At 68.1% G+C, this 18095-nt stretch carries 19 protein-coding genes; 5 read left to right on the top strand and 14 right to left on the bottom strand.

Translation table 11 applies throughout. From position 1 onward, the window contains the following. Window positions 1-67: 67 nt before the first annotated feature. Entirely contained in the window at window positions 68-619 is a 552-nt protein-coding gene (locus RCAP_RS11315; protein WP_013067997.1) for a hypothetical protein, read from the bottom strand. A gap of 86 nt (window positions 620-705) precedes the next feature. Next, window positions 706-1515, bottom strand: coding sequence for a response regulator (locus RCAP_RS11320; protein ID WP_013067998.1), 810 nt, complete (start codon window positions 1513-1515; stop codon window positions 706-708). Between the two features lie 67 nt (window positions 1516-1582). Between RCAP_RS11320 and RCAP_RS11325 the strand changes: the two genes are divergently transcribed. The 4 genes from RCAP_RS11325 (at window position 1583) to RCAP_RS18975 (ending at window position 4380) form a co-directional block, all read left to right on the top strand. Next, a complete protein-coding gene (locus tag RCAP_RS11325) occupies window positions 1583-1789 on the top strand; it encodes a NepR family anti-sigma factor (protein ID WP_337999035.1) in 207 nt (68 codons plus the stop codon). Continuing rightward, window positions 1786-2355, top strand: coding sequence for an RNA polymerase sigma factor (locus RCAP_RS11330; RefSeq protein ID WP_013068000.1), 570 nt, complete (start codon window positions 1786-1788; stop codon window positions 2353-2355). Before RCAP_RS11325 ends, RCAP_RS11330 begins: the two co-directional genes overlap by 4 nt. After that, window positions 2352-4115, top strand: coding sequence for a sensor histidine kinase (locus RCAP_RS11335; protein ID WP_013068001.1), 1764 nt, complete (start codon window positions 2352-2354; stop codon window positions 4113-4115). The genes RCAP_RS11330 and RCAP_RS11335 overlap by 4 nt, the downstream gene beginning before the upstream one ends. Before the next feature lie 91 nt (window positions 4116-4206). Then, window positions 4207-4380, top strand: a complete 174-nt coding sequence (locus RCAP_RS18975) for a DUF1328 domain-containing protein (RefSeq protein WP_013068002.1) — start codon at window positions 4207-4209, stop codon at window positions 4378-4380. Window positions 4381-4434: 54 nt separating this feature from the next. Here RCAP_RS18975 and RCAP_RS11345 read toward each other — a convergent pair whose 3' ends face one another. From RCAP_RS11345 to RCAP_RS11400, 12 genes are all read right to left on the bottom strand, one after another. Next, complete coding sequence (locus RCAP_RS11345; RefSeq protein ID WP_013068003.1) at window positions 4435-5442, bottom strand: sensor histidine kinase; 1008 nt, start codon at window positions 5440-5442, stop codon at window positions 4435-4437. Between the two features lie 216 nt (window positions 5443-5658). Beyond that, a complete protein-coding gene (proB, locus tag RCAP_RS11350) occupies window positions 5659-6768 on the bottom strand; it encodes a glutamate 5-kinase (protein WP_013068004.1) in 1110 nt (369 codons plus the stop codon). Beyond that, entirely contained in the window at window positions 6765-7790 is a 1026-nt protein-coding gene (gene obgE, locus RCAP_RS11355; protein ID WP_013068005.1) for a GTPase ObgE, read from the bottom strand. The genes proB and obgE overlap by 4 nt, the downstream gene beginning before the upstream one ends. A 182-nt stretch (window positions 7791-7972) precedes the next feature. Then, window positions 7973-8485 (bottom strand): GNAT family N-acetyltransferase, encoded by a 513-nt coding sequence (locus tag RCAP_RS11360; protein WP_013068006.1) that lies wholly within the window; start codon window positions 8483-8485, stop codon window positions 7973-7975. Continuing rightward, complete coding sequence (locus tag RCAP_RS11365; RefSeq protein ID WP_013068007.1) at window positions 8482-9021, bottom strand: GNAT family N-acetyltransferase; 540 nt, start codon at window positions 9019-9021, stop codon at window positions 8482-8484. Before RCAP_RS11365 ends, RCAP_RS11360 begins: the two co-directional genes overlap by 4 nt. A gap of 212 nt (window positions 9022-9233) precedes the next feature. Then, window positions 9234-9503 carry a 50S ribosomal protein L27 gene (rpmA, locus tag RCAP_RS11370; protein ID WP_013068008.1) on the bottom strand — a complete coding sequence of 90 codons (270 nt, stop codon included), beginning with the start codon at window positions 9501-9503 and terminating at the stop codon, window positions 9234-9236. A 6-nt stretch (window positions 9504-9509) separates the two neighbouring features. Further along, on the bottom strand, window positions 9510-9956 hold the full coding sequence (rplU, locus tag RCAP_RS11375) for a 50S ribosomal protein L21 (RefSeq protein WP_013068009.1): 447 nt from the start codon (window positions 9954-9956) through the stop codon (window positions 9510-9512). A 381-nt stretch (window positions 9957-10337) separates the two neighbouring features. Then, window positions 10338-11837: a ribosome biogenesis GTPase Der gene (gene der, locus RCAP_RS11380; protein WP_013068011.1), complete on the bottom strand. Its 1500-nt coding sequence runs from the start codon at window positions 11835-11837 to the stop codon at window positions 10338-10340. Window positions 11838-11912: 75 nt separating this feature from the next. After that, window positions 11913-13223: an outer membrane protein assembly factor BamB family protein gene (locus RCAP_RS11385; RefSeq protein WP_013068012.1), complete on the bottom strand. Its 1311-nt coding sequence runs from the start codon at window positions 13221-13223 to the stop codon at window positions 11913-11915. 46 nt (window positions 13224-13269) lie between these two features. Continuing rightward, on the bottom strand, window positions 13270-13914 hold the full coding sequence (locus RCAP_RS11390) for a hypothetical protein (protein ID WP_013068013.1): 645 nt from the start codon (window positions 13912-13914) through the stop codon (window positions 13270-13272). 256 nt (window positions 13915-14170) lie between these two features. Then, window positions 14171-16009, bottom strand: coding sequence for an ABCB family ABC transporter ATP-binding protein/permease (locus RCAP_RS11395; RefSeq protein WP_013068014.1), 1839 nt, complete (start codon window positions 16007-16009; stop codon window positions 14171-14173). Window positions 16010-16128: 119 nt separating this feature from the next. Then, window positions 16129-17400, bottom strand: a complete 1272-nt coding sequence (locus tag RCAP_RS11400) for a LysM peptidoglycan-binding domain-containing protein (protein WP_013068015.1) — start codon at window positions 17398-17400, stop codon at window positions 16129-16131. A 127-nt stretch (window positions 17401-17527) separates the two neighbouring features. Here RCAP_RS11400 and RCAP_RS11405 point away from each other — a divergent pair, with 127 nt between their 5' ends. Further along, window positions 17528-18088 (top strand): LOG family protein, encoded by a 561-nt coding sequence (locus RCAP_RS11405; RefSeq protein ID WP_013068016.1) that lies wholly within the window; start codon window positions 17528-17530, stop codon window positions 18086-18088. Window positions 18089-18095 lie beyond the last annotated feature (7 nt).

Genomic DNA, 18095 nt, shown 5'->3' on the forward strand with positions numbered 1-18095 from the left:
AAGGCAAAGGGACGACAGCAAAACGGGGGGGCGATGCCCCCCCGAGATCCTTTCCGTGCCGGTCGGCTCAGTCAAGCCGCGCGGCCACCTCGTCGGCAAAGGTGTTCACCATCGCCAGGTAATAGGCCTTGGCATCGGTAAAGGCGCCCTTCTTCAGCTTGCCATCGGCGTCCAGCGCGTTCAGCGTCGTCGCATCCACCGTCAGGTCATAGCTGTCGAATTTCGAATTGTCGCTCTGGCTGGTGACATGCACCTTGCCCGCCAGCCGGGCCTGGGCGACATCGGTGATTTCCTCGAAAGTGTTGGCCATCGACAGCTCGTCGATGTCGACGGTCACCTTGGCGCCCTCGTCGGCAAGCTGGTCGGCCAGCCGTTCGGTGATCGCGGCCTTCAGGTCATAGGCCAGATGGCCCCAGTAAAGCGCGGCCTTCGGGTTCGAGATCGCGGTCAGATCGGCCTGGACGTCGATTTCCTGCACCGGGGTCGCGGCGATGGCAGCGGTGCCCAGAAAGAGGGCGGTGGTGGCGGCAAGAACCTTGCGGATCATGTTCAGTTTTCCTTTCGCATGAATGCCGATGTCTTCGGCGTCAGTAAGGAAGAAACGCATCAGCCCGGACATGGTTCCGAAATATTTCGCAACGCCTTGGACAAAAAGAAAAAACCCGCCGGGATGCGGCGGGTTTTCGGCGCGAGGACGGGGGCCGGTCAGCCTACGAGCGTCTCGGTGGAGGCAAAGAACATCGCCTGGCTGACCGCCGAGCGGACCTGTTCCTCCGAGAAGGGCTTGGTGATCAGAAAGGCCGGTTCGGGCTTTTCGCCGGTCAGCAGAAGCGTCGGGAAGGCGGTGATGAAGATCACCGGCACCGGGCCGATTTCCTTCAGGATGTCATTGACCGCATCGATGCCCGAAGAGGCATCGGCCAGCTGGATGTCGGACAGGATCAGGTCGGGGCGCTGCTTGGCGGCCAGGGTCACCGCCTCGGCGCGGGTGCGGGCGATGCCGGTGACGCGATGGCCGATGCCCGCGACGATATCGGCCAGATCCATCGCGATGATCGCCTCGTCCTCGATCACCATCACCCGGCCCGAGACCGCCGCCGCCATCTCGCGGTTCGCGGCGGCGATGAGGGAACCCACCTCCTCCGGCTCGACCTGCATGATCGCGCCGATCTCGGCGGTGTCGAACCCCTCGATCGTGTGCAGCAAAAGCGCCTCGCGCGAGTTCGGCGTCAGCCCCGCCATCAGCGCCTGCGCCCGCGCGGCAAGCCCCTCCTCCGGCACCGCCGTCGGCGCCCCGGCGCTGGCCCAGACCAGATGGAAGGCGTGAAACAGCCCGACCTTGGGCCGCGCGGCCGCCTCGATCACCCCGGGATCGACCAGCAGGCTTTCCAGCGTCGCCACCGCATAGGCATCGCCGCTGCTCTGGTTGCCGGTCAGCGCGCGGGCGTAGCGGCGCAGATAGGGCAGCTCGGCGGCAATCGCCTGCGACAGATCGAGGGGGGCGGTGCTCGTCATCGTTTTCTCCCAAAAAACGCGTTTTCCGGGGAACCAACGCGTGACAGGCGCGTTGGTTCCCTGAAGAGTGACGCAGGCGGCGAGAAAGATCATGGCAGAGGACAAGAGCAGGCAAAACCGGCGCGACGCGCGGGCCGACACACGGGCCGAAGGGCTGCGCCGCGACATCGACGAGAATTTGAAGCGCGTCTTCGAAGCCTCGCTCGACCCGGAAATTCCGGATCGGTTCAAGGACTTGCTGGCGCAGCTGAAAGCGCGCGGGGCGAGCCGATGACCGGGCCCGATCTGCGCGCGGATCCGCGGGACGAGCTGGCCACCCATATCCCGGCGCTGCGGGCCTTTGCGATTTCGCTGACCCGCAATGTCACCGAGGCCGACGATCTGGTGCAGGAAACGATCCTGAAGGCCTGGGGCAATTTCGACAAGTTCCTTCCGGGCTCGGATCTGCGGGCCTGGCTCTTCACCATCCTGCGCAACACCTTTTATTCGGCGCGGCGCAAGACCCGGCGCGAGGTGGCGGACCCCGATGGCCTGCACGCCGGCACGCTGGTCACCCATCCCGCGCATGACGGCCGCCTTGCGATGGCCGATTTCACCCGCGCCTTCGATCAGCTCTCCGCCGAACACCGCGAGGTGCTGATCCTGGTCGGCGCGAACGGCTATTCCTACGAGGAGGCAGCCGCGATGATGGGCGTGGCCACCGGCACGGCGAAAAGCCGGGCGAACCGGGCGCGGGCGCGGCTGTGCGAGCTGCTCGGTCTGGCCGAGGGGGAGACGGTGCTGATCCCGTCCTCCTCGGCCGGGGCGGCGGCACCGGGGATGGGGCCGCAGGCGGCATGATCCGGTGGCGACGCGGCACGGGCGGTCTGGGGCTGCGGCTGACGGTGATCATGGGGGCGGTGCTGACGCCGCTCGCCGTGGTCAGCTATGCGCAGACCCTGGCCACCGAACGGGCCGCCGAAAACCGTCTGCGCGCGGCGATCCTGGGCGAGACGCTGATGGCCGCCGCGCCGCAGGTCGATCTGTTGATGCAGGCGCGCGGCACGGCGATGGCGCTGGCCGCCAGCCTGCCGCAGCTTGCCACCGATCCGGCGGCCTGTTCGGCCTATCTGCGCCATGTCGCGGAAGAGGCGGGCAATGACTATTCCTTTCTCGGCTTCGTGCCGCTTGACGGGCAGATCCGCTGCGCCTCGACCGGCGCGCCCCATGACCTGAGCGCAAGCGCCTGGCTGGCCGATCTGCGCGAAAATCCGCGCCCGAAGCTGACCGTGAACCGGGACGGCCCGCTGTCGGGGACCTCGATCCTGAACCTGTCGCTGCCTGTCACCGATAATGCCGGGCGGCTGATCGGCTTTTCCTCGGTCTCGATGCCGCAATCGGAATTTCAGGCCCGCGGCCTTGCCCCCACCGGCAGCGTCGGGCAGCCGCTGGCCGTGGTCACCTTTGATCCGGCGGGGACGGTGCTGACGGCGACGAACGGGCTTGAGGCGGCGGCGCAGCTGCTTCCGGCCGGGCATGCGCTGAGCGATCTGGCGGGCGCGCGCGGCGAGAGCTTTCTGGACAGGGCCCCCGATGGCCAAAGACATGCCTTCGCCGTCGTGCCGCTCTGGCCGGGCGAGCTTTACCTGTTGTCCTCCTGGCCTGCCGATGCGCTCGACGAGCCGCGGATCTTGTCGGGCTGGCCGCCCTTTGCCTTTCCGGCGCTGATGTGGGCGGCGAGCCTGGCCGTCGCCTGGATCGCCGCGCACAGCCAGGTGCTGCGCCAGATCCGGGCGCTGCGGGCCTCGATCACCGCCTTTGCCGAGGGCGAACGCCGCCTGCCGCCGCTGCGGCTGACCGGCGCCGCCAATGAATTGCGCGACGTGGCCGAGGCTTACGAGCGGATGACCCGGGCCGTCGTGCAGGACGAGGCGGATCTGGAAAACGTCATTCATCAAAAAGAGGTGCTGCTGCGCGAGGTGCATCACCGGGTGAAGAACAACCTGCAGCTGATCGCCTCGATCCTGAACATGCAGCTGCGCCGCGCAAGGACCGACGAGGCCCGGGCGGCGATGCGCAACGTGCAGGAACGGGTGCTGAGCCTGGCCACGATCCACCGCGAACTTTACCTGACCTCGGGGCAGACCGACATCCGCGCCGATGAACTTTTGCCGCGGATCGCCGCGCATGTCCTGAAGATCGGCACGACACCCGAGCGGCAGTTTGATCTGGATCTGCGCGTGGACGAGATCCGGCTGGTCCCCGATCAGGCGGTGGCTTTGGCGCTGTTTCTGGCCGAGGGGCTGGACAAGGCGCTCAAGCACGCCTGGCGCGGGCCGCGCGGCATCGCCGCGGTGGGCGTCAGCTTCATCCGCACCGCCGAGGGCCCGGTGCTGCTGCGGGTGACGAACACGCTCGCCCCGGAGGGTGCGGTGACCGATCCCGGCCCGATGCTGCCCGCCTCGGACGGGTTCGGCGAAAAACTGCTGGCGGCCTTTGCCAGCCAGCTTGACGGCAGCTTCAGCCGCGGCCCGGAGGCGGGCCAATACGTGCTGCGGCTGAGCTTCCCCCCGGCCGCGCTGGAAGCGGGCGAGGAACGCCACCGCCGCGCCGAACCCTGATCGGGAACCCGAAGGCCGTTCGTGCGTTCACTTCCCACGGGCGTCAGGGCACGGCGCCCCGGCAAAACCACCACATCACGGGAGAGATATCATGCTGGGTTGGGCCGTGACATTCATGGTGCTGGCGCTGATCGCCGGTGCGCTTGGCTTTGGCGGGATCGCGGGGGCCTCGGCCTCGATCGCGCAACTCCTCTTCGTGCTGTTCCTGATCCTGTTCGTCGTGGCGCTGATCGCGCGTGCCCTGCGCGGCCAGCCGCCGGTCTGAACCGGCAAGGAGCATTGCGAAGAGCGCCCCCCCCGGCCCCCCGGGGGGGCGTTTTCATCCGGCGACGCCCAGCGGAAAGCGCAGCGCCACCCGGGTTCCGCCGCCCTCGCGGCGCGAAAATTCAAGCGTGCCGTTCAGTTGCGCGCTGAACTGCTGCGCCAGCCGCAGCCCGAGACTGCTGGCCGTCGTCGCATCGAACCCCTCGGGCAAGCCGCGTCCGTCGTCCAGAATGTCAAGCTCTGCCATGCCCCCCGCCACCCGCGTGCGCAAGGTGACGGTGAGCCGCCCGCACGCGGGCAGGGCATGTTCCAGCGCATTCGACACCATCTCGACCGCGATCAGCGCCACCGGGCTGGCCTGATCGGCGGGAACCGGCAGCGGCTCCAGATCGAACTCGAGCCTGACCCGGTCCTGCAGTGTTGCCCCCGCCACGATCTCGGGCAGGGTCGCGCGCATCAGCGCCCCGATCTCGGTCACCTGTCGCGCCGGGTCATGCAACTGCCGCTGCACGGCGGCGATCACCCCCAGCCGCGAGGCCGCCGCCCGCAGCGCCTGCCGCCCCTCGGGGTCGCGCATCTTGCGCTCCTCCATCCGCAAGATCGCGCCGATCACCTGCAGGTTGTTCGACACCCGGTGCTGAAGTTCGTGGAACATCAGCCGGTTCTGCTCGGCCATCTGCGCCGAGGCCGCCCGTTCAAGATCCAGCTTGCGCAGCGCCACGCGCATCAGATGGATCAGCAGCAATCCCGTCGCGACGATGAAGCCGTAAAAGGTCATCGCCACCAGATCGGGGCCGGACGGCGCCCGCAGGCCGCCGGGGGTGACGAAAAACGCATAGGCCACCCCGCCCGACACCAGCGCGGTCAGAATGCCCGCGCGGGTCGACAGGAAAAACCCGACAAGGAAGACAAGCGGAAAGAAGGTCAGGAACGGGTAGCCGGGGGGCAGGCTGCCCTCGAGCGCGAAGCGCAGCGCAAAGGCAAGGGAAAAGGCAAGGGCGCTGCCCCCCCATTCGACAGTCGGGCCGCGCGGTCGGTTGGTCAGGGCACGCAGGAGTTTCATTTCACCAATCGAAAGATGTTTCCGCAATGCTTATTCAGCTTCGCGGGAAAGTAAATGCATTGCGTGCCGCCGGGTCATCGGAGGGCCTGGCTTCGGCGCGGGGACGTTGATGACGCGCGGGCGCCAAAGGAACGCGCCCGGATCAACGCCGCCCGCGCGCAAACCCGGGTGTTGATGAAACCAAAGGGGGGGGCCCTGCCCCCCTCTGCCCCGGCCTCAGCCGATCACCATGTCGTCGCGATGCACAAGCGCGGCGCGGCCCGGATAGCCCAGCAGCGCCTCGATCTCGCCCGAGCGGTGCCCGGCGATGATGCGGGCCTCCTCGGCGGTGTAGCGCACCAGACCCTTGCCGAGCGCGGCGCCATCCGGCCCGGCGATCGTCACCGGCTCGCCGCGGCCGAACCCGCCGGCGACCCTGATCACCCCCGCAGGCAGAAGCGAGCTGCCCTGCGACAGCGCCCCCACGGCCCCGGCATCGACGATCACCTCGCCGCGCGGCTTCATCGCCGCGATCCAGCGCTTGCGCGCCGCCTGCGGATCGCCCTCGGGCAGGAACCAGGTGCAATTCGCGCCCTCGGCCAAAGCGGTCAGCGGCCGCAGCGCCGAGCCCTCCATGATCGCCATGGCGCAGCCGCCCGCCACCGCAGTCTTCGCCGCCAGAAGCTTCGTCTTCATCCCGCCCTTGGACAGGCCGGAAATCGGATCGCCCGCCATCGCCTCGATCTCGGGGGTGATATGCTCGACCAGCTCGAAGCGCACCGCGCTCGGGTCTTCCTTCGGGTTCGCGGAATAGAAGCCGTCGACATCGGACAGCAGGATCAGCTGATCGGCGCCCACGGTGACGGCGATCTGCGCCGCCAGCCGGTCGTTGTCACCAAAGCGGATTTCATCCGTGGCGACGGTGTCATTCTCGTTCACGATCGGCACGACGCCGAGCGAGAGCAGCGTCTCCATCGTCGCGCGGGAATTCAGATAGCGGCGGCGGTCGTCGGTGTCTTCGAGCGTGACAAGAACCTGCGCCGTGGTCACGCCATGCGGCGCCAGGATCTCTTCATAGGCGCGGGCGAGACGGATCTGCCCCACCGCCGCCGCGGCCTGCGATTGTTCCAGCGCCAAGGGGCCAAGCGGGAGCCCCAGCACCCGCCGCCCCAGCGCGATCGAGCCCGAGGACACCAGCACCACATCGGCGCCGCGTTTCTTCGCCGCCACCACATCCAGTGCCAGCGCCGTCAGCCAGTCCGTCTTCAGCCCCCCGGCCCCGACAAGCAGCGCCGAGCCGATCTTCACCACCAGCCGTTTTGCGGCCGAAACCTGCGGGGTCTTCACGGCTGCCACGGCGCCACCTCTTCCTCGCCCTTGCGGTCTTCCTCGATCTCGGCCCAAAGCGCGCGCAGCACCTCGGTCACGCCCTTTTTCGACACGCCCGACATCACCAGAACCGGCCCTTCGGAGGCCTTTTCCAAGGCGCGCTTGCGGCTTGAAAGGGTCTTGCTGTCAAGCGCATCGGCCTTGTTCAGAACCGTGATCCGCGGCTTCTCGAACAGCTCCTCGGAATAGGCCTCCAGCTCGGCGATGATGGTGCGGTAATCCTTGGTGATCGTGGAGGACGTGCCATCGACCAGATGCAGCAGCACCGAACAGCGCTCGACATGGCCGAGGAACTGATCGCCCAGACCGCGCCCCTCGGACGCGCCCTCGATCAGGCCCGGAATGTCGGCCATGACGAATTCCTTGCCGTCGATCCCGACGACGCCCAGGTTCGGCACCAGCGTGGTGAAGGGGTAATCGGCGATCTTCGGGCGCGCATTCGACACCGCGGCCAGGAAGGTCGACTTGCCCGCATTCGGCAGCCCCAGAAGCCCGGCATCCGCAATCAGCTTGAGCCGAAGCCAGAGCGTGCGCTCGACCCCTTCCTGCCCGGGGTTGGCATGGGCGGGGGCACGGTTCGTTGCCGTCTTGAAGCGCTGGTTGCCCCAGCCGCCATTGCCGCCCTTGGCCAGAAGCACGCGTTGTCCCGGCACGGTCAGATCGGCGATCACCGTTTCCTCGTCCTCGTCGATGATCTCGGTGCCGACGGGAACCTTGAGGACGATGTCCTCGCCATCCTTGCCCGTGCATTGGCTGCCCATGCCGTGCTGGCCGGACTGGGCAAAGAAATGCTGCTGATAGCGGAAATCGATCAGCGTGTTCAGCCCCTCGACCGCCTCGGCATAGACCGAGCCGCCCTTGCCGCCATCGCCGCCATCTGGGCCACCGAATTCGACGAATTTCTCGCGCCGGAAGCTGACGCAGCCGCCGCCGCCGCCGCCCGAGCGGATATAGACTTTCGCTAGGTCGAGAAATTTCATCGCAGTCGCCCCTTTCGCAATGCGCCTGATTACGCGCGCGCGCGCCAATCTGCAAGCGAAGCATGGGGGCTCTGCCCCCAAACCCCCGGGATATTTGCAGCAAGATGAAGGGCCGTGCTTTCATCTTGCCTCAAATATCCCGGGTGGGGTTCGGGGGAAGGGCAGCGCCCTCCCCGCCCTTGTCAGCCTGCGCAGGCGGCGTCAAAGGCGGCGCGGCTCAGTTTCAGTTCCACATGCGGCAGGATCGCATCGAGCGCGAGCGACGGGACACGAGAGCGGCCGATCTCGCGAAAACCGAGCTTCGCCAGCACGCGGGCCGAACGGGCATTGCCCTCGAAATAGCCCGCGCGCACCGGCTCGGCGGCGGCAGAACGGAAATGCGCCGCCAGAACCGCCCGGGCGGCCTCGCTGGCAAAGCCCTGCCCCCAGGCCGGACGCGCCAGCCAATAGCCGAACTGGCCCTGCAGCCCGATCATGCCAAGAAACGCATCGTCGCGGCAGATCACCCAGCGCGCCGCGGGCACGGGATCGGCCAGAAAGGCGCGGAAATCCCCGGCCCCATAGGGCCAGGGCACGGGGGCAAGCCAGCGCACCACTTCGAAATCCGAGAGCGCCGCGACACAGGCGGCCTCATCCTCGGCCGCAAGCGGGCGCAGCGCCAGCCGGTCAGTTGCCAGATGCGCGGGCAGGCTCACCCGAGTTTCTTGACATAGGTCCAGGTCGGCACGCGCGCATTGCGCGCCAGCGACCAGGCCTCGGCATCGCCCAGATAGGCAAAGCCGTTATGGGTCAGGACCCGGGCCGAGCCGGGGCTGTCCTGGAAAACCTCGGCGATCAGCGTGCGGGCGCGATGCGGATTGGCCGCGATCAGCGCCGCCACCGCCTCCGAGGCGAAGCCGGTGTTCCAGAACCCCGGGCCGACCCAGAAGCCGACCTCGGATTGCGCGCCCTCGTGACGGGTGAGCGAGACAAGCCCGAGCACCTCGGCCAGACCATGCGCCGAGCCGTCCAGAGCCCAGACGTCTTCGCTGCGGGTCTCGGCCATGGCGCGGGCGATGAAATTCTCGGTCGTGCCCGGCGGAAGCGGATGCGGAATCGCGCGGGTGCCCTCGGCCAGCCGCTTGTCGGCGGTATACATGGAAATCAACCCGGCATCGGAACGACGCAACGGGCGCAGGATGAACCGCTCGGCCTCGATCACCGGCTGGTTGGATATGGTCGTCTGAAACATCGCGTTCTCCTCAAACGCCGGCCTTTTGGCCCTTTAACCTTGAAAATCGACAGCCGTATGACGGGACTTGGGCATCCCCCCGGCTGATGTCAACTGCGACCGCTTGGCCCACCGCCCTCCCCGCGACGGCCCGACGGACGCGACACTCGGAACGAAAAGGGGGACCGGCCTGTGGCCGATCCCCCCCAAACTGATCCGGGTTCCGGTTCGGCTTACTCGGCGGCCTCCGCGACCGGGAGAACCGAAACGAAAGTGCGGCCCTTGAGGCCCTTCTTGTAGGTCACCTTGCCTTCGACGACGGCAAAGAGCGTGTGGTCCCGGCCCATCATGACGCCTTCGCCCGGCCACCAGGTGGTGCCGCGCTGACGGATGATGATGTTGCCCGGAATGGCCGCCTGGCCACCGTAGAGTTTCACGCCAAGGCGACGACCGGCAGAGTCGCGGCCGTTACGGGAAGAACCGCCAGCTTTCTTGTGTGCCATGGGGGATTACTCCTGAGCTTCAGCGGCTTTTTTCGCACGCTTCGGTTTCGCGGGGGCTTCGGCCGGGGCGGCCGCGCCATGGGCGGCACGACGGGCTTCGGCGGTGCCCACGGCTTCCTTCACGCCCGAGGTTTCGGCGCCCGAGGCGAGAACCTCGGTCACGCGCAGCAGCGTCAGTTGCTGACGGTGCCCACGGGTGCGCTGCGACGAATGTTTCCGGCGGCGCTTGTGGAAGGTGATGACCTTGTCGGCCTTGATGGTGTCGATGACTTCGGCGACCACGGCGGCACCGGCCACGGTGGGGGCGCCGACGGTCACGGCCTCGCCGCCGACCATCAGGATCTCGTTGAACTGGACTTTTTCACCAGCCACGGCGGCAATCAGTTCCACGCGCAGCACGTCGCCCGCCTGAACCTTGTATTGCTTGCCGCCAGTCTTGAGGACCGCAAACATGCGTTCTTCCCTTTTTCAGCCGCGTCCTGTGGCCTCCGGAGCCATCGGCCCCTTGCGGAGTTTGTGGTTTCCCGCCTCGGACAGCGCACCCCATCGGGTGTTGTTGCAAATGAGACCCGGGCGGAGAGCAGACTCACCGCCGGGCCTCGCGCTTATGCGGACGGAACGCCGGGCTGTCAAGGAATTTCGGGGTTTCCCGGACCCGATCCGCGGCGCGGGGGAATTTCGCCTCGCTCCCCCGGGATATTTCCCCCAAGGTGACAGGAAACCGCGGCCCCCCCCACCCGAACGGCCCGGCTTTTCCTTGGCCAAATACGCAAGGCGGGGGGTGCGGGGGGGCGCAGCCCCCCGCGGGTCGCCTCGGGCTTGCCCGAGGCGACATCAGCCCTTCGGTTTCGAGGGCAGGCCCTTGTCCTTGCGTGCGGCGTGTTTCTTCGCCTCGACGTGCTTCGTCAGCCGCGAGGGGATCGACTTCTTGCGTTCCTTGTAGGGGTTGGTGCTGCCCTGATCGCGGAAATAAAGCCGAATCGGCGTGCCCGGCATGTCGAAATCGGCGCGCAGCCCGTTCACCAGATAGCGGCTGTAGCTTTCCGGGATCTGGTCGGTATGGGTCGCCTTGATCACGAATCCCGGCGGCCGGGTCTTTGCCTGGGTGATGTAGCGCAGCTTGATCCGGCGCCCGCCCGGCGCGGGCGGCGGGTGCGCCTCGGTCATCGCGCCCAGCCAGTTGTTCAGCTTCGCCGTCGAAATCCGCCGGTTCCAGACCTCATAGGCCTTCAGGATCGCATTGTGCAGCCGGTCAAGCCCCTTGCCGGTCTTGGCCGAGACCGTCACCAGCGGCGCCCCGCGCAGCTGCGGCAGAAGCCGCTCGAAATTCTCGCGCAGCTCCTTCAGCTTTTCGGTCTTCTCTTCTTCCAGATCCCATTTGTTCGCCGCCACGACGACCGCCCGCCCCTCGGTTTCGGCAAAATCGGCAATCCGCAGATCCTGCACCTCGAAGGGGATGTTCACATCCAAAAGCACGACGACGACCTCGGCAAAGCGCACCGCGCGCAGACCGTCGGCGACCGAGAGCTTTTCCAGCTTGTCCGAGACCCGCGCCTTCTTGCGCATCCCCGCCGTGTCCCAGATCCGCATCGGCGTGCCCATGAAGGTCTTCGTCACCGAAATCGCATCGCGGGTGATGCCCGCTTCGGGGCCGGTCAGCAGCCGATCCTCGCCCAGGATCTTGTTGATCAGCGTCGATTTCCCGGCATTCGGACGGCCGATCACCGCCAGTTGCAAGGGCCGCGCCTCGGTCGGCATGCGGATGGGCGCGTCCTCGTCCAGATCCTCGGGCAGATCGACATCCACCTCGGGCATCTGCGCGACGTTCCGCGCCGCAAAGCCATCGGCCAGCGGCTGCAGGATGTCATAAAGATCATCAAGCCCCTGCCCGTGTTCGGCCGAAAGCGCGATCGGCTCACCGAGGCCCAGCGACCAGGCCTCCAGCGCCCCCGCCGCCCCCGCATTGCCCTCGGCCTTGTTGGCCGCCAGGATCACATGGGCGTTCTTCTTGCGCAGGATATCGGCGAAAATCTCGTCGGCGGGGGTCACGCCCACGCGCGCGTCGATCAGGAACAGACAGACATCCGCCTCCTCGACCGCGCGTTCGGTCAGACGGCGCATCCGGCCCTGCAGGCTGTCATCCTCGGCCAGTTCAAGCCCGGCCGAATCGATCACCACGAAGCGCAGATCGCCCAGACGGGCATCGCCCTCGCGCAGGTCGCGGGTGACGCCGGGCGTGTCGTCCACCAAGGCCAGCCGCTTGCCGACGAGCCGGTTGAACAGCGTCGATTTGCCCACATTCGGGCGGCCCACGATGGCAAGGGTGAAACTCATGGCATGCTCCTGTGGCGGCCGAAAGCCCGCCGCGAAACCGCCCCCTTACACCGCTTTTCCCGCGACGGAAAGCCCTCACCGGAAGGCGAGCAGCTGCCCCTTGCGCGAGACGACATAAAGCGTCTGCCCGGCGACGATCGCATCGGTGGCCGCCCCGCCCGGCAGATCGGCCTGCCCCAGCAGCGCCCCCGAGGCCGGATCGAAGCTGCGCACCAGCCCGTCCGAGGACACCACGAACAGCCGGTTGCCCGCCAGAACGGGGCCAAGGTTGACGTGGATCTCCTGCTGCTTCTTGATCTTGTCCTTGACGTAATAGGGCAGATCCTGCTTCCAGACCGTCGCCCCCGTGGCCGCATCCAGCCGCACCAGCTGCGCCTGATCGGAAATCAGGAAGACGGCATTGCCCGCCACCTGCACCGGGCTGACGGCGCCCTCATCGGCGGTCCAGCGGGTCTCGCCCGTCAGCGCGTCAAAGGCACCAAGCTTGCCCGCCGAGGATCCGGCATAGACCGTGTCCCCCATCACCACCGGATCGCCGGTCAGATCCGAGACGATCGCATAGCCGCGCCCGGGGCGCCCGCCCGCCACCTGCGCGCGCCAGACGGGAAGGCCGGTCGCCCGCTCCACCGCCAGCATCTGCCCGGTCGCAAAGGGGAAAATCACGAATTTTCCGGCAATCGCCGGGGCCGAAACGCCCGAGACCCCCGCCGCCGCCGGCGTGCCCGCGACCTGCCAGATCACCTTGCCATCCTGCGCATCGATCGCCCAGGCCGAGCCGTCGCGCGCCAGCGCATAGACGACGCCCTCGGCCACGACGGGGGCGCCGCCGACGCCCGCGTCGAAATCCTGCCGCCAGATCACCTTGCCCGTGGCCGCCTCGAGCGCCACAAGCTCGGCAAAGCCGGTGGTGACGAAGACCCGTCCGCCCTCGACCGCAAGCCCCGCGCCGGTGGCATCGTCGTCGCGATCGCCCGGACGCACGACATCGGTCGCCCAAAGCGTCGCGCCATTGGTGCCGGTCGCGGTCAGCCGGGCGCGGCTGTCCAGCGTGAAGATGCGCCCGCCCGCCGCCACCGGGGCGGCGGCGATTCGATAGCGCTGCGATTGCCCCTGCCCGACCGGCGCCGACCAGACCAGCGTCTGCGCAGGGCCCAAAGCGGCATTGACCAGATCATGCCGCGCGCTGCCCGCGCGCTGCGGCCAGTCGGCATTGCCCTGCAGGCGCGGCAGGCTGACCGGACGGCTTTCGTTCACCGCCGGGGCAGAGGGCGCAGCCCCCTCCAGCACGGCCCGCGGATCCAGCCGCTCGCCTTCCAGATGCACTTCCTTTTCGCAGGCAGCCAGCACCATGGCGACGCCCAGAACGGCAATCGACGACCTCAGCATCACCGCAAACCCCCTGCCTTCATGTCTTTTCCGCGGCACCGGCGCATCATTTCGCAGCCGGATCGCCCTCCAGCGCCACAATCAACTCTGTCGCGCGCTGTTGCAAGCCCGAGGTCACGCCATCCTCGGCCATGATCTCGCGCGCCTTCGCGATGGCGCCATCCTTGTCGCCCGCGTCCAGCGCCGCCAGCGCCTGCTGCTCCATCGCCATCAGCCGGAACGGCGCCCCGGGTGCGGCCAGCGCCGCCAGCTCGGCCGCGCGCGCCTCCGCGCCCATCGCCGCGCCCGCGACCAGAACCGCCTTGAGCCGGGCCAGCTGACGCAGGCTGTCGGGCAGCGTCGCATCGCCCGCCACCGCGCGCAGATCCGCCAGCGCCAGATCGACCTTGCCATCCTCGGCCGCCTGCGCCGCGGTCAGAAGCTTGCGCATCCCGCCCTGCGGCCCCGCGACCGGCAGCGCCGCCAGCGCCTCGGACGGGTTTTCCGCCTCGAGCGCGCTCAGGATGCCATCGCCAAAGGCCTCGGCCCGGGCCGCGCGCTGCGTCTTGCTCCATTCGACATAGGCCGAGCCGCCAACGAGACCGAGGATCGCCACGACACCGATCCAGCCATATTTGCGAAACGCCGCAAACAGCCGGTCACGGCGGACTTCCTCGGTGACTTCGTCAATGAAACTGTCGGTATGATCCACGCCGGGCTCCTCGTCTTTGGCCTATCTATACGCAAGCCCGCGCCATTGCCAAGGCCGGGAAACCGCTGCCCCGGTCACGAAGGGGGGGGCGCTGCCCCCGTCCGCAAGCGGACGCCCCCCGGGATATTTGCACCAAGGTGAAAGCAGCGCCCCGGTTTCATTTCACCTTGGCCGAAATATCCCGGGGGGTGAATGGCCGAAAGGCCAGAGGGGGGCAGCGCCCCTTGCTTTCCTGCTTCCTTGCTTTCCCGCATCCTTACTCGGCCGCCTCTGCGGCTTCCTCGGCCGATTGCGCCGCCCACATCGCGGCATAGCGGCCCGCGCGCGCCAAAAGCGCCTCATGCGTGCCTTCCTCGACGATCTCGCCCGCTTCCAGAACCACGATCCGGTCGGCATCGGCAATCGTGGAAAGCCGGTGCGCGATCACGATCACCGTGCGCCCCCGCCCCATCGCATCGAGGCTTTCCTGAATGTCGCGTTCGGTCTGGGTATCGAGCGCCGAGGTCGCCTCGTCCAGAAGCAGGATCGGCGGGTTCTTCAACAGCGTGCGCGCAATGCCCACCCGCTGCTTTTCCCCGCCCGACAGTTTCAGGCCGCGCTCGCCCACCTGGGTGTCGTAGCCCTCGGGCAGGGACATCACGAAATCATGGATCTTCGCCGCCCGCGCCGCCGCCTCGATGTCCTCTTGCGTCGCCTCGGCCCGGCCATAGGCGATGTTGTAGCGGATCGTGTCGTTGAAAAGCACCGTATCTTGCGGCACGACGCCGATGGCGGCATGCAGGCTTTCCTGCGTCACGTCGCGCACATCCTGCCCGTCGATGCTGATCGCCCCGCCGGTCACCTCATAGAACCGGAACAGAAGCCGCCCGATCGTCGACTTGCCCGACCCGGACGGCCCCACCAGCGCCACCTTCTGCCCCGCCGCCACCGCCAGATCGATCCCCTTCAGGATCGGCCGTTCCGGGGAATAGGCGAAATCGACGCCCTTGAAGGCAATGGCCCCGCCCGAAACCGCCAGCGGCTTCGCCCCGGGCGCATCGGTGATCTCGGCCGGTTGATGCAGCAGGTCGAACATCTCGCCCATGTCGACGAGCGCCTGCCGGATCTCGCGGTAGACCGTGCCAAGGAAGCTCAAGGGCATGGTGATCTGGATCATGTAGGCCTGCACCATGACGAAATCGCCCACCGTCAGCGTGCCCGCCTGCACCTCCATCGCCGCCATCACCATCACGGCCACCAGCCCCGCGGTGATGATCAGCGTCTGCCCCGCGTTCAGCGCGGCCAGGCTTTGCCCGGTCTTCACCGCCGCGCCCTCGTAACGCTCCATCGAGGCGTCATACCGCGCCGCCTCGCGCTTTTCGGCGCTGAAATATTTCACCGTCTCGAAGTTCAAAAGGCTGTCGATCGCCTTCTGGTTCGCCGCCGTGTCGGCGTCGTTCATCTTCTTGCGGATCGCCACCCGCCATTCGGTGACGCGGAAGGTGTAGGTGACATAGGTCCAGATCGTGCCGACGACGACCAGCGCATAGCGCCAGTCGAACAGGAAGGCGAAGATCAGCGTCACCAGCGTCAGTTCCAGGATCAGCGGCCCGACCGAAAACAGCATGAAGCGCAGAAGAAAATCGACGCCCTTCACGCCGCGCTCGACGATGCGGGACAGCCCCCCGGTCTTGCGGGTGATGTGATAGCGCAGCGAAAGCGCATGGATGTGCTGGAACGTCTCCAGCGCCAAGGCCCGCAGCGCGCGCTGCGCCACGCGCACGAAAACCGCGTCGCGCAATTCGCCAAAGCCCACCGACATCAGCCGCGCCAGCCCGTAGGCCACGGTCAGCGCGATGGCGCCAAAGCCCAGAAGCCAGGTCTCGTCGCGGGCCTGGCCCGCCAGACTGTCGACCGCCGCCTTGTAAAGAAAGGGCGTCAGCACCGCGATCACCTTGGCGGCGACAAGGAAGGCCATCGCCAGCACGACGCGCTGTTTCACCCAGCCGTGCCCCTCGGGCCACAGATAGGGCGCGACCGCCTTCATCGTGCGCCAGCCCCGCGCCCGTTCCGAGGCGTCAAGCTTGCCTGCCTGCGTGATCTGAGAGGGCGCCATCTGCCCGTCCTTCCAAGTCTCGAGTGTCCGGGAAGCCGGGCGGATGCCACGGCCGTGCGGGCAACCTAGGGGGTGGGGCGCGATTGTCCAGCCCCCGCGCGCATTTGCCCCGAAAGGGCTTACTCGGGCAGGGTGAAGACCTGCCCCGGATAGATCCGGTCGGGGTCACGGATCTGCGCGCGGTTCGCCTCGAAGATCTGCACGTAAAGATAGGGATCGCCATAGGTGTCCCGCGCGATCGCCCAAAGCGTGTTGCCGCTGGAAATGGTGACGATGCGGCTGCGGGCGGGGGCGGCGGTCTCGGCAACCGCGGCGGCGGCGGGCGGCGGCGGCGGGGCGACGCCCTCGAAGCCCTGCTCGGCGCGGGCCAGCACCCGGCCCGCGGCATCGAGCCCATCAAGGCGCATCGCATGCGGCCCGGGCGTCTCCGCGGGCAGCCGCAGCGTGAAACCGCCGTCCCCGCCCGCCTGCACCAACCCCACCTCGGCATTGTCGACATAGGCGCGCAGGAGCGCCCCCTTGGGCGCGCCGCGGCCCGAAATCGTGATCTTGCCATCGGGCGCGAAAGACAGCGTGTCGATCACCAGCGTCTCGGAAACGCCCGCCAGGAGCCGCGGCGTGCCGCTGGCATCGGTGAGCAGCGGCGTGTCGGCCAGAACCTGCGCCGCCTCGACCTGGGCGGCGACGGCGGCGGGGGCGGCGCCCTCGGCGGTGGCGGCCTCGGCCAGAGCGCGCGGACTGGGCGCGACGGTCAGGCTTTCCTCGGACATCTTCGCCACGCCATCGGCGCCGGTGACCCGCAGCTGCAGGGACCGCGGCGCGGCCGAGGGCTCGGCCGAGGTGACGGCGGCAAAGGCGCCCTGCGCATTGGCGGTGACGGTGTCGATGACCTCGCCATCCAGCAGCAGCTCCACCTTGGCGCCCGGGGCGACATCGCCCGCCAGCGTCAGCGCCCCGGCGGGGGTGACGCGCAGGGTGTCGAAGCGGGCGACCGGCTGCGGCGGGGATTGCGGCGGAACGGCAGCTTTTGCGGCAGGCGCCGGTTGCGCAGGCGGGGCCTGCCCGATCGGCGCGGCCGGATCCGGGGCCGGCGTCGCAGGCGCAGCCGCGACGGGAGGCGAAACGGGTGCGGCAGGAACCGGCGCGGCGACCGGGGCGGGCGGCGCAGCCGGGGTCCCCTCTGGCTCCGGCACGGGCACGGACGGGGGCACGGGCGCGGCTTGCGGGATCGGTTCCGGCGCAGAGGGCACGGCCGCCGGTTCGGGCGCGGAAGAGGCGGGTTCAGGAACGTCCTGCCCCAGCGACCAGAGGGCTGCGGCAGCGGCCACCATCGCCACGGCCGCCCCGCCGCCCAGCAGAATTCCCGCCGCCGTCCTGTTGCCTTCGGCCATGCTGTCTGTCCCTCCGTGCGGCGCTGCGGCCCCGGCGTTTCGCGCCGCTTGCTTGCGACCATCTGACCCGGTATCCCTGCCGAAAGCAACACCTGCCGCAGCGATTTCCAGCACGAAAGCCCAGCTCATGTCCGCCAAATCCGCCCCCTCGGTCTGCGTCTTCTGCGGCGCGCGCCCCGGCGCCCGCCCCGCCTATGCCCGGGACGCCCGGGCCACCGGCCAGATGCTTGCCGCGCGCGGCTGGCGGCTGGTTTACGGCGCGGGCGACGTGGGGCTGATGGGCGAGGTGGCGCGGGCGGCACAGGCGGCGGGCGCAGCCACCTTCGGGGTGATCCCCGAGCATCTTTTCAAGCTCGAAGTCGGCAAGCGCGACCTGACCACCTTCGTCGTCACCGAGAACATGCATGAGCGCAAAAAGGTGATGTTCATGAATTCGGATGCGGTCGTCGTGCTGCCGGGCGGCGCGGGCAGTCTTGACGAATTCTACGAGGTGCTGACCTGGCGCCAGCTCGGCCTGCACACGAAACCGATCCTGCTTCTGAATACGGAAGGCTACTGGGACCCGCTTCTGGCGCTGAACGCCCATGTCGTGGCCGAGGGCTTTGCGGGCGAGAGCCTGCTTGACGGGGTGACGACCGTGGCGACGGTTTCGGCCCTGGAAGCCGCGCTCGAAACCGCCTTCGGCTGAGGCCCCC

The sequence above is a fragment of the Rhodobacter capsulatus SB 1003 genome (assembly GCF_000021865.1).
GTDB classification, from domain to species: domain Bacteria; phylum Pseudomonadota; class Alphaproteobacteria; order Rhodobacterales; family Rhodobacteraceae; genus Rhodobacter; species Rhodobacter capsulatus_B.

Excerpts from the sequence above, each read along its gene's own strand:
- der (WP_013068011.1), bottom strand. The coding sequence starts at position 11,837 with ATGAGTTTCACCCTTGCCATCGTGGGCCGCCCGAATGTGGGCAAATCG.
- RCAP_RS11320 (WP_013067998.1), bottom strand. The coding sequence starts at position 1,515 with ATGACGAGCACCGCCCCCCTCGATCTGTCGCAGGCGATTGCCGCCGAG.
- rpmA (WP_013068008.1), bottom strand. The coding sequence starts at position 9,503 with ATGGCACACAAGAAAGCTGGCGGTTCTTCCCGTAACGGCCGCGACTCT.
- RCAP_RS11365 (WP_013068007.1), bottom strand. The coding sequence starts at position 9,021 with ATGTTTCAGACGACCATATCCAACCAGCCGGTGATCGAGGCCGAGCGG.
- RCAP_RS11335 (WP_013068001.1), top strand. The coding sequence starts at position 2,352 with ATGATCCGGTGGCGACGCGGCACGGGCGGTCTGGGGCTGCGGCTGACG.
- RCAP_RS11385 (WP_013068012.1), bottom strand. The coding sequence starts at position 13,223 with ATGCTGAGGTCGTCGATTGCCGTTCTGGGCGTCGCCATGGTGCTGGCT.
- rplU (WP_013068009.1), bottom strand. The coding sequence starts at position 9,956 with ATGTTTGCGGTCCTCAAGACTGGCGGCAAGCAATACAAGGTTCAGGCG.
- RCAP_RS11345 (WP_013068003.1), bottom strand. The coding sequence starts at position 5,442 with ATGAAACTCCTGCGTGCCCTGACCAACCGACCGCGCGGCCCGACTGTC.
- RCAP_RS11405 (WP_013068016.1), top strand. The coding sequence starts at position 17,528 with ATGTCCGCCAAATCCGCCCCCTCGGTCTGCGTCTTCTGCGGCGCGCGC.
- RCAP_RS11315 (WP_013067997.1), bottom strand. The coding sequence starts at position 619 with ATGTCCGGGCTGATGCGTTTCTTCCTTACTGACGCCGAAGACATCGGC.
- RCAP_RS11400 (WP_013068015.1), bottom strand. The coding sequence starts at position 17,400 with ATGGCCGAAGGCAACAGGACGGCGGCGGGAATTCTGCTGGGCGGCGGG.
- RCAP_RS18975 (WP_013068002.1), top strand. The coding sequence starts at position 4,207 with ATGCTGGGTTGGGCCGTGACATTCATGGTGCTGGCGCTGATCGCCGGT.
- RCAP_RS11330 (WP_013068000.1), top strand. The coding sequence starts at position 1,786 with ATGACCGGGCCCGATCTGCGCGCGGATCCGCGGGACGAGCTGGCCACC.
- obgE (WP_013068005.1), bottom strand. The coding sequence starts at position 7,790 with ATGAAATTTCTCGACCTAGCGAAAGTCTATATCCGCTCGGGCGGCGGC.
- RCAP_RS11395 (WP_013068014.1), bottom strand. The coding sequence starts at position 16,009 with ATGGCGCCCTCTCAGATCACGCAGGCAGGCAAGCTTGACGCCTCGGAA.